General features: G+C 73.5%; 11 protein-coding genes. 5 read left to right on the top strand and 6 right to left on the bottom strand.

Features of this window, described 5'->3' with window-relative positions; translation table 11 throughout:
- Positions 1 to 99: 99 nt before the first annotated feature.
- From LX15_RS15040 to eccCa, 3 genes are all read right to left on the bottom strand, one after another.
- Entirely contained in the window at positions 100 to 402 is a 303-nt protein-coding gene (locus LX15_RS15040) for a WXG100 family type VII secretion target (protein ID WP_253670205.1), read from the bottom strand.
- Between the two features lie 63 nt (positions 403 to 465).
- A complete protein-coding gene (locus LX15_RS15035; protein ID WP_308213470.1) occupies positions 466 to 807 on the bottom strand; it encodes a WXG100 family type VII secretion target in 342 nt (113 codons plus the stop codon).
- Positions 808 to 1,105: 298 nt separating this feature from the next.
- Positions 1,106 to 5,122, bottom strand: coding sequence for a type VII secretion protein EccCa (gene eccCa / locus LX15_RS15030; protein WP_253670203.1), 4,017 nt, complete (start codon positions 5,120 to 5,122; stop codon positions 1,106 to 1,108).
- A 143-nt stretch (positions 5,123 to 5,265) separates the two neighbouring features.
- Between eccCa and LX15_RS15025 the strand changes: the two genes are divergently transcribed.
- The 5 genes from LX15_RS15025 to eccD all read left to right on the top strand — a co-directional run bounded on the left by LX15_RS15025 (position 5,266) and on the right by eccD (position 9,702).
- A complete protein-coding gene (locus LX15_RS15025; RefSeq protein ID WP_253670202.1) occupies positions 5,266 to 5,652 on the top strand; it encodes a hypothetical protein in 387 nt (128 codons plus the stop codon).
- A gap of 166 nt (positions 5,653 to 5,818) precedes the next feature.
- Positions 5,819 to 6,826, top strand: coding sequence for a WXG100 family type VII secretion target (locus LX15_RS15020; RefSeq protein ID WP_253670201.1), 1,008 nt, complete (start codon positions 5,819 to 5,821; stop codon positions 6,824 to 6,826).
- Positions 6,823 to 7,950, top strand: coding sequence for a polymorphic toxin type 44 domain-containing protein (locus LX15_RS33130; RefSeq protein WP_253670200.1), 1,128 nt, complete (start codon positions 6,823 to 6,825; stop codon positions 7,948 to 7,950). Before LX15_RS15020 ends, LX15_RS33130 begins: the two co-directional genes overlap by 4 nt.
- Before the next feature lie 10 nt (positions 7,951 to 7,960).
- The gene (locus LX15_RS15010) at positions 7,961 to 8,323 is read left to right on the top strand and encodes a YbaB/EbfC family nucleoid-associated protein (RefSeq protein ID WP_253670199.1); all 363 of its coding nucleotides are present in this window, start codon (positions 7,961 to 7,963) and stop codon (positions 8,321 to 8,323) included.
- Positions 8,320 to 9,702: a type VII secretion integral membrane protein EccD gene (gene eccD / locus LX15_RS15005; RefSeq protein WP_253670198.1), complete on the top strand. Its 1,383-nt coding sequence runs from the start codon at positions 8,320 to 8,322 to the stop codon at positions 9,700 to 9,702. Before LX15_RS15010 ends, eccD begins: the two co-directional genes overlap by 4 nt.
- A gap of 98 nt (positions 9,703 to 9,800) precedes the next feature.
- Here the strand turns inward: eccD and LX15_RS15000 are convergent, their stop codons facing one another.
- The 3 genes from LX15_RS15000 to LX15_RS14990 form a co-directional block, all read right to left on the bottom strand.
- The gene (locus LX15_RS15000) at positions 9,801 to 10,400 is read right to left on the bottom strand and encodes a GNAT family N-acetyltransferase (RefSeq protein WP_253670197.1); all 600 of its coding nucleotides are present in this window, start codon (positions 10,398 to 10,400) and stop codon (positions 9,801 to 9,803) included.
- 1,078 nt (positions 10,401 to 11,478) lie between these two features.
- The gene (locus LX15_RS14995) at positions 11,479 to 12,525 is read right to left on the bottom strand and encodes a metallophosphoesterase (RefSeq protein WP_253670196.1); all 1,047 of its coding nucleotides are present in this window, start codon (positions 12,523 to 12,525) and stop codon (positions 11,479 to 11,481) included.
- Between the two features lie 241 nt (positions 12,526 to 12,766).
- Positions 12,767 to 13,579, bottom strand: coding sequence for an APH(3'') family aminoglycoside O-phosphotransferase (locus LX15_RS14990; protein ID WP_372502725.1), 813 nt, complete (start codon positions 13,577 to 13,579; stop codon positions 12,767 to 12,769).
- Positions 13,580 to 13,679: the final 100 nt, after the last annotated feature.

Here is a 13,679-nt window from a genome sequence, read left to right as displayed (position 1 = left end):
GACCCGGTCCCGCGACGGCGCCCGGTCGCCCACCCGGAGCGGGAGTGACATGTGGACAGTGCACAGTGGACAATCAGTGCCGGGGTCGGCGGGGAGGCCTCAGCGCAGGCCGAAGTTGGCCGCCCTGAGCTGCTCCTCCCGGTGCTGCCGGGCGACGGCCTGCTGCACCGTGTCGGAGAACCGGTGCAGCGTCAGCACCGTGCTCCTGACCGCGCCGGCCAGCTCGTCCTTGGACCGGAAGAGCGCCTGGGCCGACTCGCTGCCGGACTCCAGCCAGATGCTGGCCAACGGCTTGAGCGAGTCCTCCAGCCGCCCCTGGCACGCCTCCAGCGCCCTGGCCTTGGCCGCCAGGTGCTCGGCGGCGCCGGCCAGCCGGGTGAAGTCAACCTTGATCTCGGACATCTCGGTGTCATCCCTTCCGAGGAGCTTGTCGGGTCATGGCCGGCACGGGTCCCGGCCGAGGGCCTACTGGGCGCCCCGCAACCGGTTCAGCACGTCGCCGCCGTCCCCGCCGTTCACCAGGCCCCGCAGGCCCTGGAAGTCCTGCCGGAGCTGGTCGTCGGTCTGGAACATCTGCCGGGAGCTGTCCTGCACCCGCTCGGACAGGAACTCCAGGCAGCTCCGGACCTTGGCCTGCTCGTCCTGCAACTCCTGGTGCAGCAGGCGGAACGCGTCCGCCTGCGCGCCCTGGTAGCCGGTCAGGGCCCACGCGGCCAGCTCGGACTGGAGCGCGTCCATCTGCGCCTTCATGGCGCTCGCCGCGTCCTGGAAGTCGCTGACCGCCTTGGCCATGCTCCCAGCTTCCACGTTGAAGCCACTGTTCACCGTTGGTCGCCTCCCGCCGCTCGTCTCGTTGGTTTCCCCACGACGCGGCCAACCCTAGGTTCGACGCGACCCCTGGTGGACGGCACAACTGCCGGTGGCGGTGGCGGCACTATTACCCGCATCCTCCGGCCCATCCGCCCGGGTCCGCCCGGTCGGCAACCGCGATCCCTAAGGTCTTCACGGCCTCCGCGATCACCACGGGCTCCACGATCACCACAGGCTCCGATCACCACAGGCTCCGATCACCACGGGCTCCGATCACCACGGTCACCCCGCGGCCTCACTGGTGCGGCGGCGTCCACGCCACCTGCACCAGTTCCGTGCCCGTCCGCCGGCTCACCAGGTAGCCCCTGCCCGGGGGTTGCGGCGTGGTCTTGACGTCGCCGAGCAACACGCCCTCGTCCCTGCTGCCCGACATGACCAGCCCCGGCGACCCCAGCTCCTTGATCCGGGTGAGGACCGGGTCGAACATGCCGCGCGCCGCGCCGCCGCTGCCCCTGGCGACGACCAGGTGCAGGCCGATGTCCCGCGCCTGCGGCAGGAACTCCAGCAGCGGGGCCAGCGGGTGGGACATGCTCGCCTGCGCGGCGACGAGTTCGTAGTCGTCGACGAGCAGGAACAACTCGGGGCCGCTCCACCAGTCCCGCGCGCGGAGCCGGTCCGGCGTGACGTCCGGTCCCGGCAGCCGTTCCCGCATCGCCTGCGCCACCTGCGTCACGTAGCCCTCCAGCGCCGGCCCCGACCCCGCGTAGCCGAGCAGGTGGTCGCCCCGGACCGCGTCGAGCAGACCTCGCCGGTAGTCCACGACGAGGATCGCGGCCTCCTCCGGGGTGTAGCGGCGGACCAGTCCGGCCGCGACCGTGCGCAGCAGCGCCGTCTTGCCGCTCCCGACGTCGGCGAACGCCAGGAAGTGCGGCTCCAGGTCGAAGTCCAGGAACACCGGCTTGAGGTCGGACTCGGCGAGCGCGAACGGCACGGCCCGGCCGGGGCGCTCGGCCGCGGTGGGCATCTCCTCGTACGGCACCTCGCGCGGCAGCAGGCGGACCGGGGGAGCGGGCCGACCCGGCCACGCCTCCGTGATCCGACCGACCAGGTCGGCGGTCCCGGCGGCCAGCGTGCCGGGGTCCTGGTCGGAGTCCAGCCTCGGCAGGGCGCCCAGGAAGTGCAGCCCCTCCGGCGTCAGGCCCCGCCCCGGCGCGCCCACCGGCACGTTCTCCGCGGCGCGCCGGCTCACCAGCGAGTCGGAGGGGTCACCGAGCCGCAGCTCCCAGCGGGTGCCGAGGGCGTCGAGGAGCTGGGACCGCACGGTCATCCAGCGGTTGGCCGAGATCACCACGTGCACGCCGAGGCCGAGCCCGCGCAGGGCGAGCCTGGTGATCGCCTCCTCCAGGTTCTCGTACTCCTCGCGCAGCGTGCCCCAGTCGTCGACGACGAGGAAGACGTCGCCGAACTCGCGCTGGTCGTGGACGAGCGGGGCGACCTCGGCGCGGCGCGCGCGGAAGGTGGTGATCGAGTCGATCCCGTGCTCGGCGAACAGCGTCTCCCGCTCCTCCAGGATCGTGGTGACCTCGGCGACCAGCCGTCGGCACCGCTCGGGGTCGCGGCGCGGCGCGTGCCCGCTGACGTGGGGCAGCCCCGCGACCGGGCCGAGCGCGCCGCCACCCATGTCCAGCAGGAAGCACTGCACCTCCTGCGGGGTGTGGGTGAGGGCGAGCGTGGCCACCAGGGTGCGCAGCAGCGTGCTCTTGCCGCTGCGCGGGGCGCCGAGCACCAGCGCGTTGCCGCCCGCGCCGGCCAGGTCCGCCCACATCAGGTCGCGGCGTTGCTCGAACGGCTTGTCCACGACGGCGACCGGGACCATCAGGCGGCCGTTGCCCTCCCAGCCGACCGGGCACAGGCCGCGCGCGGGGTCGATGCCCAGCGGGGGCAGGACCTGGTCGAGGGTGGGTGGCCGGTCCAGCGGCGGCAGCCAGATCTGGTGCGCGGGCGGCCCGTTGCCGACCAGGCGGGAGATCATCGCCCCCATGATCGTTTCGCCGCCGCCACTGCCGCCGCCACTGCCGCCGCCGTTGCCGCCGCCGTTGGCGGGCGTGGCCGAGGGGTTCTGGGCGGCGGGCGCGGTGTCTGGTGGCTCCACGCGCGCCAGCGCGAACGGCAGGACCCGCCGGCCGGGCGGTGGCGCGGCGGCCGGACCGGCCGCCCTCGGCGGCAGCTCCCCGGAGACGTAGGCGGCCTTGAACCGTTGCAGCGTGTCCGTCCCGCTCTTCAGGTAGCCCGAACCCGGGATCGCGGGCAGGTGGTAGGCGTCGGGAACACCCAACACCGTCCGGCTCTCCGACGAGGAGAAGGTGCGCAGGCCGATCCGGTACGACAGGTGCGCCTCCAGCCCGTGCAGCCGGCCCTCCTCCAGCCGCTGCGAGGCGAGCAGCAGGTGCACGGCGAGGCTGCGCCCGAGCCGGCCGATCATCACGAACAGGTCGACGAACTCCGGCCGGCTGGACAGCAGCTCGCTGAACTCGTCGATGATCACGAGGAGGGACGGCAGCGGGGCGAGGTTGGCCCCGCCCTCCCTGGCCCGCTCGTAGTCGCGCACCGACGCGAAGTTCCCCGCCGCGCGCAGCAGCTCCTGCCGCCGCACCAGCTCGCCGTTGAGGGCGTCGGCCATCCGGTCGACCAGCGTGAGGTCGTCGGCGAGGTTCGTGATCACCGCGCAGGTGTGCGGCAGTCCCGTCATGCCGGCGAACGTGGCCCCGCCCTTGAAGTCGATCAACGCGAGGTTCAGCGTCTCCGAGGAGTGGGTGACCGCCAGCCCGGTGACCAGCGTGCGCAGCAGCTCGCTCTTGCCGGAGCCGGTCGCGCCGATCACCAGGCCGTGCGGCCCCATGCCGCCCTCGGCCGACTCCTTGAGGTCCAGCTCCACCGGCCGCCCCTCGGGGTCCAGTCCGATCGGGACCCGCAGCCGGTCCCTGGGCGCGCGGGGGCGCCAGGTGACGCGGGTGTCCACGTCCCTGGGGTCGTTGATCCCCAGCAGCCCGGCGAGGCCGAACACCGTGGGCGCCGAGGACCGGGCGGTGGTCACGGCCCGGTGGCGCGGGGTCATGGCGCGGGCCAGCGCCTCGGCCGAGGCCTCGTCCAGCCGGTCCGGCCGGCCGAGGAACTCCACCCTGGCCTCGGACCCCGCGCCGGTCATCCTGCCCATCCGCTCGCCGGCCACGCGCAGCCGCAGCGCGGTCGGGTCCGGCGGCGTCGCGGGGTCCACTTCGGACACGACCACCACGGTCACGCCGTGCCGCCCGCCGGCGGGGGCCAGCCGGGTGTCGCCGTGGGTGCGGCCCCCGTCGACCACCACGAGCAGGTGCGCGTGGTCGAAGCCCATGCCCGTCCGCCGGGTGAAGGCGGGGCGGTCGCCGAGGTCCGCGCCGAGCAGGTCCGCCAGCGCGTCGAGGTTGTCCGCGACCAGCCGGCCCGGACCGGCCGCGTCGGCCGCCGCCGGGTCCTGGGCGTGCGGCAGCCACTTCACCCACTCCCAGTCGGCGTGCCGGTCCCACGCCAGGCACAGCGCCAGCCGCAGGTCGACGGGGGAGTGGAAGACGACCGTCTGGGCCAGCAGCGCCCGGAGCAGGTCCAGCGACCGCGCCCGGTCGCCCACCAGCTCGACCCTGGCGAAGGAGCGCAACGAGATCGCCACCGGCAGGTCGGGCACGGTCGAGTGGGCGCGGATGAAGTGCCGCAGCGACGTGGAGGAGACCGGGTCGAGGTCCTCCAGCGGCACCGTCTGCGGGGCGCGCAGCCGGGTGGCCAGCCGTTGCGGGCCGAGGCCGAGCCGGACCTGGCCGAAGTCGGGATCGGACCGGGACCGCTCCCACAACCGCTCGCCCTCCACGAACGTCCACAGGTCGCCGGGGTCCGGTTGGGCGAAGAACAGCGCCGCGCGTTGCTGCCCCGCCACCTCGCGCACCCGTCGCCGCAGCCCCGCGAGGTACCGCTGGTAGTCCCGCCGCTCCTCGTTGATCTTCGTCCGGGTGGCCCTGCCGCCGCCGGCCAGCGTGGTGACGATCATGCCGACCGTCACCACGACGAACAGCCCGCCGAAGACGTAGGTCATGGCGCCACCGTCGCGTCCGATGTAGACGAACGACATCGCGCCCATGCCCAGCATCATGGGCAGCAGGAACAGCATCTGGAGCGCGGCCTGGTGCGAGCCCCTGGTCAGCGCGGGGGGCGACTGGAGCTGGATCTCCCCGGTCGGCTGCCGCGGCGCGCGCGCCCGCCGTGCCCTGGTCGGCCGTGGTGCCATGCCCCGCAGTCTGCTCGGGCGCGACGGACCCGAGGTGGGTACTTTTGCCGTCCGCCGACCCCTCGACCGCGCCCTACTCTCGCCGCCGAGCGACGACACGGCCGGCACCGGCCGTGGGACGACACAACTGGGAGGCGACCGGGATGGGCGGCGACGACCGAGGGAGGAACATCCCGTCCGAGCTGCGGCAGGTCCACGTGCGGACCGACGGGGTGGCCAAGGTGGCCGGCAACATCAGCGGCATCCTCGTGGAGACGCGGACGCTGGTGGACCGGCTGGACGCCACGCGCGTGCCGGCCGAGGCGTTCGCCGGCATCGGCGGCGTCCTCGCCGCCGTGAACCAGCGGCTGCACGACGAGATCACCCGCACCCTCGTCCAGATGTGCTCGGTGTGGCAGGCGGTCAACGAGCTGACCGAGGACGACGCGGTCCACTACCGCCGCAACGACGCGGGCATCAGCGACGCGATCACCCGCCTCGGCCGGTCCTCGGTGCGGCCGGGGGAGTGGGGCCTGTTCCGCCGGGGCTAGACCGGCCGGCGGGCCGTCCGCCGGCGGCTGGTGCCGACCGCCGCCGGCTGATGCCGGACCGTCGCCGTCTCGCCGTCGTCCGGTGGTGCCCGGCGTCGTCCCCGTAGTGTCGGTGTTGTCGGTGTTGTTGTTGTCCGGCCGATCGTGGAAGTGAGGTGAGGGACCGATGTCCGGAGCACTGTCCTGCGGCTGCGTCGGCCGGCTCAACGGCGCGATCTTCCCGGTGATGCGGTCCGTGGAGACCGGCGCGCCGGAGCGGATCATGTCCCACGCGCGCCAGCTCGCCGAGCAGGCCGTGCGCCTCCAGGAGCTGCGCGGGCGGCTCCAGACCGCGGCGCGGGACCTGCGCGAGGTGTGGCCGGCGGGCGGCAAGTCCGCCGACACGCAACGCAAGCTGGCCGAGCTGCTGGGCCGGTTCGACAACATGATCAGCCTTCTCTCGGGCACGGCCGAGGTGCTCACCAGCGCCGCCGACGTCATCCAGCGCAGCCGCGTCGCCTTCGCCAAGGGCATCGCCGCCGGCGACGCGCGGATCATCCCGCTGCTCGCCGCCGCGGCCGCGGGCAAGCCGGGGGCGATGGCCAAGGCCAAGATCACCGCCGCGCAGACGACCATCTCGCTGCGCGGCATCATCAACGGCTTCGCCGAGATCCTCAAGGGACTGGGCCTCCAGGAGGCCGGCACGATCCTGAGCAAGGTCGCCGAGATCGCCGGGCTGTTGCAGGAGCTGTTCGAGCACAACTCCGCGCAGGCGGGCGAGAACAACGGCGCCGGCCAGCTTCCGGGCCCCACGCCGGGGCCGACCCCCGTGCCGCCCCCCGGCCAGAACCCCTCGCCCGCGCCGAGCCCGGAGCCGGCGCCCACGCCCCTGCCCCTGCCGGTGGGCGCGGACGCGGCCTCGCGCATCCCCGACGCGATCACCAACTACCGCCCGCCCGCCCTGTTCCCGACCCCCGGCGGGACGCCCGGCTCCGACCTGTCCTGGATCCCGGTCGACCAGCCGGGCCCCGGCGCCGCCGCCGGCCGCGTGGAGGTCACCGTCACCACCAAGGACGGGGCCACCACGACCGTCAGGGCGATGCCGGGACAGGACGCCGTGTTCGACATGAAGGTGGGCGCCGACCAGGTGCGGGTCGCCATCGACGGCGACGCCGACGGCCGGGTGACCGCGTGATCACCCCGGAGCAGGCCGCCCGGTCCAGGGCGGTGCTCGCGGCGCACACCCAACACTTCCTGGACGAGCTGGAGAAGATCCGGCGGAGCGTCACCGGGGACCCCTCGGAGCTGGAACGCCAGGCCGAACGCCACCGGATCCACGCCGACCGGCTCCAGAAGGTCGTCGAGTCGGTCGGCGCGCACACCCGGTCGCTCGGGCGCGACTGGACCGGCCAGGCGTACGAGGAACACGCCGCCGGCGTGCGCCGCTGGACCGCCCGGCTCGGCCACGTCGTGCGGGCGCTGCGCGCCGAGAAGAACTGGCTGTACCGCTGCTCCTACGCGCTCCGCACCGCCCACGCCCGCATGGAGCAGGTGATCGCCGCGTTCCGGCTGGGCGCGCAGCGCGTCGCCGCCAAGGCCGCGCTCATCCCGCTGCCCCTCCTGCTCCACGCCCTGAGCGACGAGGTCGCGTACCAGTCCTTCATCCAGGCCAGGAACGTGCGGGACTGGCTCGCCAGGATCCTCGACGAGGCGGAGGTGCGGAAGTTCCCCACCACCGTCTCCTCGGGCACCCGCAACCCGCCCCTGCCCCCCGCGCAGGGGTGGGGGCTGGGCACGGGCACCGAGTTCACCGACAGCGTCGAGTTCCTGACCTGGCGGATGCGGACCGACGCCGCCAGCCCCGAGGCCGCCGCCATCCGGGGCAGCGGCGGGGTGGCGCTCAACCTGCGCGCCTTCGTCGACCTGTACGAGGACGGCAGGAAGTGGGACCTCAAGCCGGACTTCCTGCGCATGTGGGACATGCTCGGCCGCAACGAGCTGTCCACCCCGCTGCCCCCGGAACTGGGCACGATCCACGGCCGCCAGGCCGCCATGCCGTTCGACCTCCTCGGCAACGTCCACTTCGGATACGTCTCCGCCTCGCTCGGCCTCGGCTCCGGCAGCGTCGCCGCGTGGGGCGCGGACGTCTGGGACGTCTGGAAGTACGGGAAGGTCGACCGGGGCGACCAGATCGGGATCGAGATCGGACGCGAGCTGTACGCGCGGCACGGCGCGGCCGTGCGCCAGGAGCACGTCGTCGAGGAGCTGCGACGACGGTGGGACGACCTGGTCGAGGTCGGCAAGATCCACGTCAGGTGAGGAGGGAGCCATGGCCGAGCACCGCGACGACGTCATGGACGTCGAGGACATCATGGAGCAGGTCCGCCGGCAGCAGGAGGAGCTGGAGCGCGTCGAGCGCGACGTGCGGGGCATGGAGGTCCGGGGCCACTCGCGCGACCACGAGGTGACCGCGACCATGCGCGGCGACGGGCGCTTCACCGACATCGCCATCGACCCGGACACGGTCCGCCGCCACGACCCCGAGGAGATCGGCGCCATCGTGCTGGAGGCGGTCAACAACGCCATGGACCGGCTGGCCGAGGCGACCACCGCCAGCTACGCCCCGCTGATCGAGGCCGCCACCAGGGCGGCCGACCTGCCCGACTGGCCGCTGGAGGCGCCCCGGCCATGACCACGCCGTCGGCGCCGTGCCGGGTCACCGTCGTGGCCCCCAGCTCCAGGATCGACGTCGCCCTCCCCCGTGAGTGCACGCTCGCCGAGGTGATCCCGCAACTGGTCCGGCTCGCCGGCGCGCCGCCCCAACCCGGCGACCACAGCACCGGCTGGGGGCTGTCCCGGCTGGGCGAGCCCGCGCTCGCGCCCGGCCTGACCGTCTCCGCCGCCGCGCTGCGCGACGGTGAGGTCCTCCACCTGCGGCCCCGCGAGCGGCACGAGCCCCCGCTGCTGTTCGACGACGTCGTGGACGCCATCGCCAGCGCGGCCGAGAACCGGCGGGGCTCCTGGCGGCCCGCCGTGGGGCGCCGGCTGGCGTTGACCGCCGCCGCCCTGTTGTTCCTCGCCAGCGCCCTGCTCGTGCTCGCGGGCCTGTCCGGGCGGCCCGCCGTCGCGTGGGGCGTCGGCGTGGTCAGCCTGCTGCTGTTGCTCGCCGGCGGCGGGCTCGTGCGCGGACTGGGCGACCCGCAGGCGGGCGTGGCCTGCGCCGCCGCCGGGCTGCTCGCCGCGCCGCTGGCCGGAGCCACCGCGCCGCCACCGTACGTGGCGTGGCCGCCGGAGGCGGGGTCCCTGGCGCTCGCGCTGGGAGCGACCACCGTGTACGCCGCGCTCGCCGCCACGGTCGTCGCGCACGCGACGGCGTGGTTCGTCGCGGTCGCGACCGCCGCCGGCTGCGGTGCGCTGGCCACGGCGACCGTCCTGCTGTTCGACGTCCGACCCGCACACGCCGCCGCCGTGACCGCGCCGCTGGTGGTCGCCCTCGCGGCGGCGGCCCCGATGGTGGCCCTGCGGCTGGCCGGACTACCCCGCCCCCGGGTGCCCAGCGACATGGAGTCCTTCCGCGCCGATGACCAGCCGACGCCCGGCGCGGAGGTCCTCGGCAGGACCGAGGCGGCGGCCGACCTGCTCACCGGCCTGGTCGGCGCGCTCGGCGCCGTGGCGGCCGGCTGCTGCGCCGTCCTGTTGCTCGACGCGCCGTCGACCTGGTCCGCGGTGCTCGTCGGCCTCACCGGGCTCGCCTGGCTGTTGCGCTCCCGCGCCTACGCCGGGGCCGCGCAGCGCGTCGTGCTGGTCGTGGTCGGACTCGTGATCCTGACCGGGCTCGGACTCCTTCTGGCGTCCACAGTGGACTGGACATGGCTGCTCGGCGTCGCGGCGGCCGTCGCCGTCTCGGGCGCGGTCTGCCTCTGGTACGCCCAGCGCGTCGCCAGGAACACGCACTCGCCCGCCACCGCGCGGTGGTTCGACGCGCTGGAGTACGCGGCGCTGATCGCGCTCGTGCCGGTCGCCGGCGCGGTGCTCGGCGTGTACCAGGCGGTCCGGGAGGCCGTCGGCTGACCGCCGCCCCTGCCCGGCGGTCCCGAAAGATCCCGTCCTGTCCAGTCCTGTCCCGTCCTGTCCTGTTCGTTCCGGTCAGGAGCGGGGCGTTCTCCCGTTCACCACAGCTTGTCGATCTCGCCCGAGTACAGCTCGATCCGGGCGTTGTGGAAGGAGAGGTGGTTCTCCCGCGCTCTCGGGGAGAAGAAGTCGCCCATGACCACCGCGTCGAGATGTGGCTGGTCGCTGGGGTAGGGCGCCTCGCGGGTCCCGCCCACGAGCACCGCGCCGGGGAACAGGTGCCAGCCCGCGCTCTCGTAGAACCGCCGCACCGGCCGCGCGCAGGTGAACACCCCGACGTCCAGACCGGACGCCGCCATCGTCTCCCGGGTGGCCGTGACCAGGCGTCGCCCGTACCCCCGGCCCCGCACCGACCGCCGGGTCACCACACTGCCCAGCCCACCGGCCCGGTAGTGCTGGCCGGCGTGCGCGATCTCCTTGGTCAGGATGTCCAGGGCCGCCAGCACCACGCCGTCGTCGACCAACAGCATGGATCGCGGGTTCAGCGCCGGATCATGGGTGACGACCCGACCCCCGCGCTCGGCGGGGTCGAGGGGCGGGATCACCGCCTCGCCCGGCCACGCCTCGTGTTGGAGTTCGATGACCTGGTCGCGGAGTTCCGGTGGGGTCTCCGCCTCGGGGAACGACAAGATCCGCACTTCGCCCATTGTGCGCGAACTCCCCGCGCCGGCAAGGTCTCCGCGCCGGCGCACGGAGCCGTGCCTTCCCCGCGCCGGCGGCCGAAGACCAGCAGGGGAACCCCGTGTCGCCGTTCTCACCTGTTCCTGGTCGCCGCTCCCGCCGGCGCGAGCCCCGGGGCCTGCCCCAAAGCCAGATGGGCAGGGTGGTCAGATCGACCATCCCTCGGTAGGAGATGGCGGTCTTGTCGCCGCGGGTGGCGACCGCGCGATCTGCTTCAACCGGTTGAAGCAGGGTTCGACCACGGTGCGGCGTGGGGAGTCACGGGATCGGAGGTGGGTGGGCGGCCACCGATCCGGGCGCGACGGGCACGGTGGGCTCGCTGGTCACGGTCGTTCGGGGATGTTGGCGCGGATGCCCCGCTGATGAAGCTGAGTGCGACGAGCGCGGCTGGAGTTGCCCTTGTCCGTGATCACCCGGTCTGGGCGGGTGTGGGGCCGCCCCGGCCCCGGTGGCCGGAACCGCACGGCTGCCAGCGCGGCCTCCAACATGGCGCGGTCGTTGACGTTGCCGCCGGTCGACACGACCGACGCGGCCGTCGCAGGCGAGGTGGATCGTCGTGTCGGGTTCGCCGTGGGCGTGTCCGATGGCGTGATCAGTTGGCTCACGGTGCCTGCCGCCCTGGTATGGTCCGCGCCCCGTGGGGGCGCGGAGGTGCGGCGCACCGGCGGTGTGTTGTGGACGCACACAGTGCTGGAGTCGACCCCGGACCTCCCGGTTGAGATCGTCAATCGCCCTCGCCTTCGAACACAGCGTTGTCAGTGTGCCGGTGCGTGACCACCGCCAGAGCGGGTTGTCGACACCTCTCCCCGGGCTGGCCTATGCCGTTCCGGCGGGTCATGCCCGTCTTCACCTTGACTAGCACCCGGTTGATCACGCGACGCCTCATCCAGCCGTGGGCGTCCCTTCACACCGGAGGCGGGCAGCAGCGGTTCGATCGCCTGCCCGCTTCTCGCCGGTCAACTCGTGCCCGCGTACGACGCCCCAGGATCAAGATCAGCCACACCAACGTTCTTCGCGGACAGGCTCTGGCGCGGTTCAGCCTGCGCGGGTGCGGCTGAAGGCGAGCGTGGGACGGGACGTGGCGACGTCGACGGTGTAGGCGTCGAGGACCACGCGGTCCTCGCGGATCTTCATCAGCATGAAGCCCAGGCTGGCGAGGTCCTGCCAGAACGCCTTGTTGGTCCGCCGGCCGGAGCCGTCCCCGTGCTTGGCGGAGGCGCCGCAGACGACCTGCTCGGTGCCCTTCCAGTCCGGGCCGGTGTCGAGGAGCTGCATCGTGTGGTCGTGGCCGGAGAGCACGAAGTCCGCCCGACCCACCACGATCTCCCGGTACAGCTCCGCCAGGTGCCGGCCGCTGGTGTAGTCGCCGATGACGATGCCGTCGTACTCGCCCGCGTTGCCGTGCTTGCCGTTGTTGCGGAAGGGGTGGTGCGCGAGCACGACCTTCCACGTCGCCGTCGACTGGGCCAGCGCGCGGTCCAGCCACGCCCGCTGGGCGCGCATGAACGGACCGTTCCAGTGGTAGTGCGGGTCGGTCTGCATGACCGTCGACGCGACGGGGTTGGTGTCCAGCGCGAAGAACTCGACCACGGGGCGGTCCGACCGCTGCGGCAGGGCGACCGAGTAGTACCGGGCCGGCATCCACCAGCGGGCGGACCGGGAGTGGTAGGCCACCTCGTGGTCACCCCGCGATGGCCGGCCGCCGCTCCCCGGGATGATCCCGCTACAGTCATGGTTCCCCAACACCATCAGCCACGGCACGTCCAGTCCGGCGTTGGGCAGCTCGAACTTCGTGTGGAACTCGTCGTCCTCCGGGCTTTCCGGGCCGTTCTCGTAGATGTTGTCGCCCAGCCCGACCGCCAGCGACACGCCCTCCCTGGCGCACACCTCCTTCGCGGCCCGCGCGACGGCCCACTGCCCGTCCGCGCCGGTGCCGGCGTCCCCGGTGACGAGCACCGTCAGCTCCCGCCCGGTCGGCATCGGGAACTTCCGCACCGACTCCCCGGCCCGCGCCACTCCGGGCAACGCGCTCCACGCCGCGATCGCCACCGCGCCGGCCAGGACCTTCCACCGCTCCAACATCCGGGTCGCCTCCGTCCGCTCCGCTGCGGCGTTGTCTATCGGGCGGGGAGGAACCGGCGACCACGGCCGGATGAATCCGTGGCCAACATGTGATCAAGACCGGGAGTGTCTGTCTTCCTCCTTTCCGCCCGCACGGCGCGCATGCGGGCGCTGGTGATCACACGCCCCAGACCGGACCGCAGGCGCACGTCAGCCCCGGCATGCTCCGGTCGTGCGGGACCTCGCCCGCGTGCGCGACGCATCAACCCCAGGTGAGCGGGTCGAGGTGGAGGTAGAAGCGCAGGCGCGCGGGGTCGATGCGCTCGGCTCCGTAGGTCTCTTCGAGGACGTGGTCGGCGCGGGCCTCGTCGTCGCCGACCCACGTGTCGCGGGCGTTGGCGCGGAGCAGGGCGAGGTCGACATGGCGGTCCGCGACACCGAGCCGGCCGAGGTCGATGACCCCGACGCAGGACAGGGTGTCCGGGTCGACCAGGAAGTTCGGCAGGCAGGCGTCGCCGTGGCACACGACGAGGTCGTCGGCCTCCTGGGTCAGGCGCTCGTCCAGTTCCGCGCGCAGAGCCTCCAGCAGGGCCGTGGGCGGGATGTCCTGCTGGTCCTCGGGGAGGAAGTCCGGGTTGACGGCGTCACGGCGCACGACGTCCTCCGCGAGCCGGAACATGGACGGGAGAGTGCGGTCGAAGGGGCAGTCCGTCGCCGGCAGGTCGTGGATTCGGCGCAGCACGCGCACGATCGACGGCCACGCCGTCAGCAGCGCGCCGGAGGACAGTTCGCTGGCCGGGACTCCGGGGACGGTCGTGGTCACCAGGCACGCGCCGAGCGGCGTCACCGTCCACTCCAGCACCGAGGGGCCAGGCACGCCCGTGCCGGTCAGCCACAGGACGCGGTCGTGTTCACCGCGCAGCTCGTCAACGCCGTCCGGGCTCACGCACTTGGCGAACGCGACGCCGTCGTCCCGACGGAACACTGATGCTGTCGACTCGCCGGTGTTCACCGGTATCCACTCGCGGCCCGCGGGGAGTGGTGGCAGGAGAGCGGCGAACGGTGAGTTGGTCACGCCGTCATTGTCCTCTCGCGCACGCGGGCGATGGCCCTGTGCTCCGGGTGACGGCCGCGCGTCTGGTCTGGCAGGGCGCGAACGCGGAACGTTTTGGTCC

Source organism: Streptoalloteichus tenebrarius, assembly GCF_024171885.1.
GTDB lineage: Bacteria > Actinomycetota > Actinomycetes > Mycobacteriales > Pseudonocardiaceae > Streptoalloteichus > Streptoalloteichus tenebrarius.
This window is presented reverse-complemented; position numbering and strand designations above follow the sequence as displayed.

Excerpts from the sequence above, each read along its gene's own strand:
- LX15_RS15040 (WP_253670205.1), bottom strand. The coding sequence starts at position 402 with ATGTCCGAGATCAAGGTTGACTTCACCCGGCTGGCCGGCGCCGCCGAG.
- eccCa (WP_253670203.1), bottom strand. The coding sequence starts at position 5,122 with ATGGCACCACGGCCGACCAGGGCACGGCGGGCGCGCGCGCCGCGGCAG.
- LX15_RS15025 (WP_253670202.1), top strand. The coding sequence starts at position 5,266 with ATGGGCGGCGACGACCGAGGGAGGAACATCCCGTCCGAGCTGCGGCAG.
- LX15_RS15020 (WP_253670201.1), top strand. The coding sequence starts at position 5,819 with ATGTCCGGAGCACTGTCCTGCGGCTGCGTCGGCCGGCTCAACGGCGCG.
- LX15_RS15010 (WP_253670199.1), top strand. The coding sequence starts at position 7,961 with ATGGCCGAGCACCGCGACGACGTCATGGACGTCGAGGACATCATGGAG.
- eccD (WP_253670198.1), top strand. The coding sequence starts at position 8,320 with ATGACCACGCCGTCGGCGCCGTGCCGGGTCACCGTCGTGGCCCCCAGC.
- LX15_RS14995 (WP_253670196.1), bottom strand. The coding sequence starts at position 12,525 with ATGTTGGAGCGGTGGAAGGTCCTGGCCGGCGCGGTGGCGATCGCGGCG.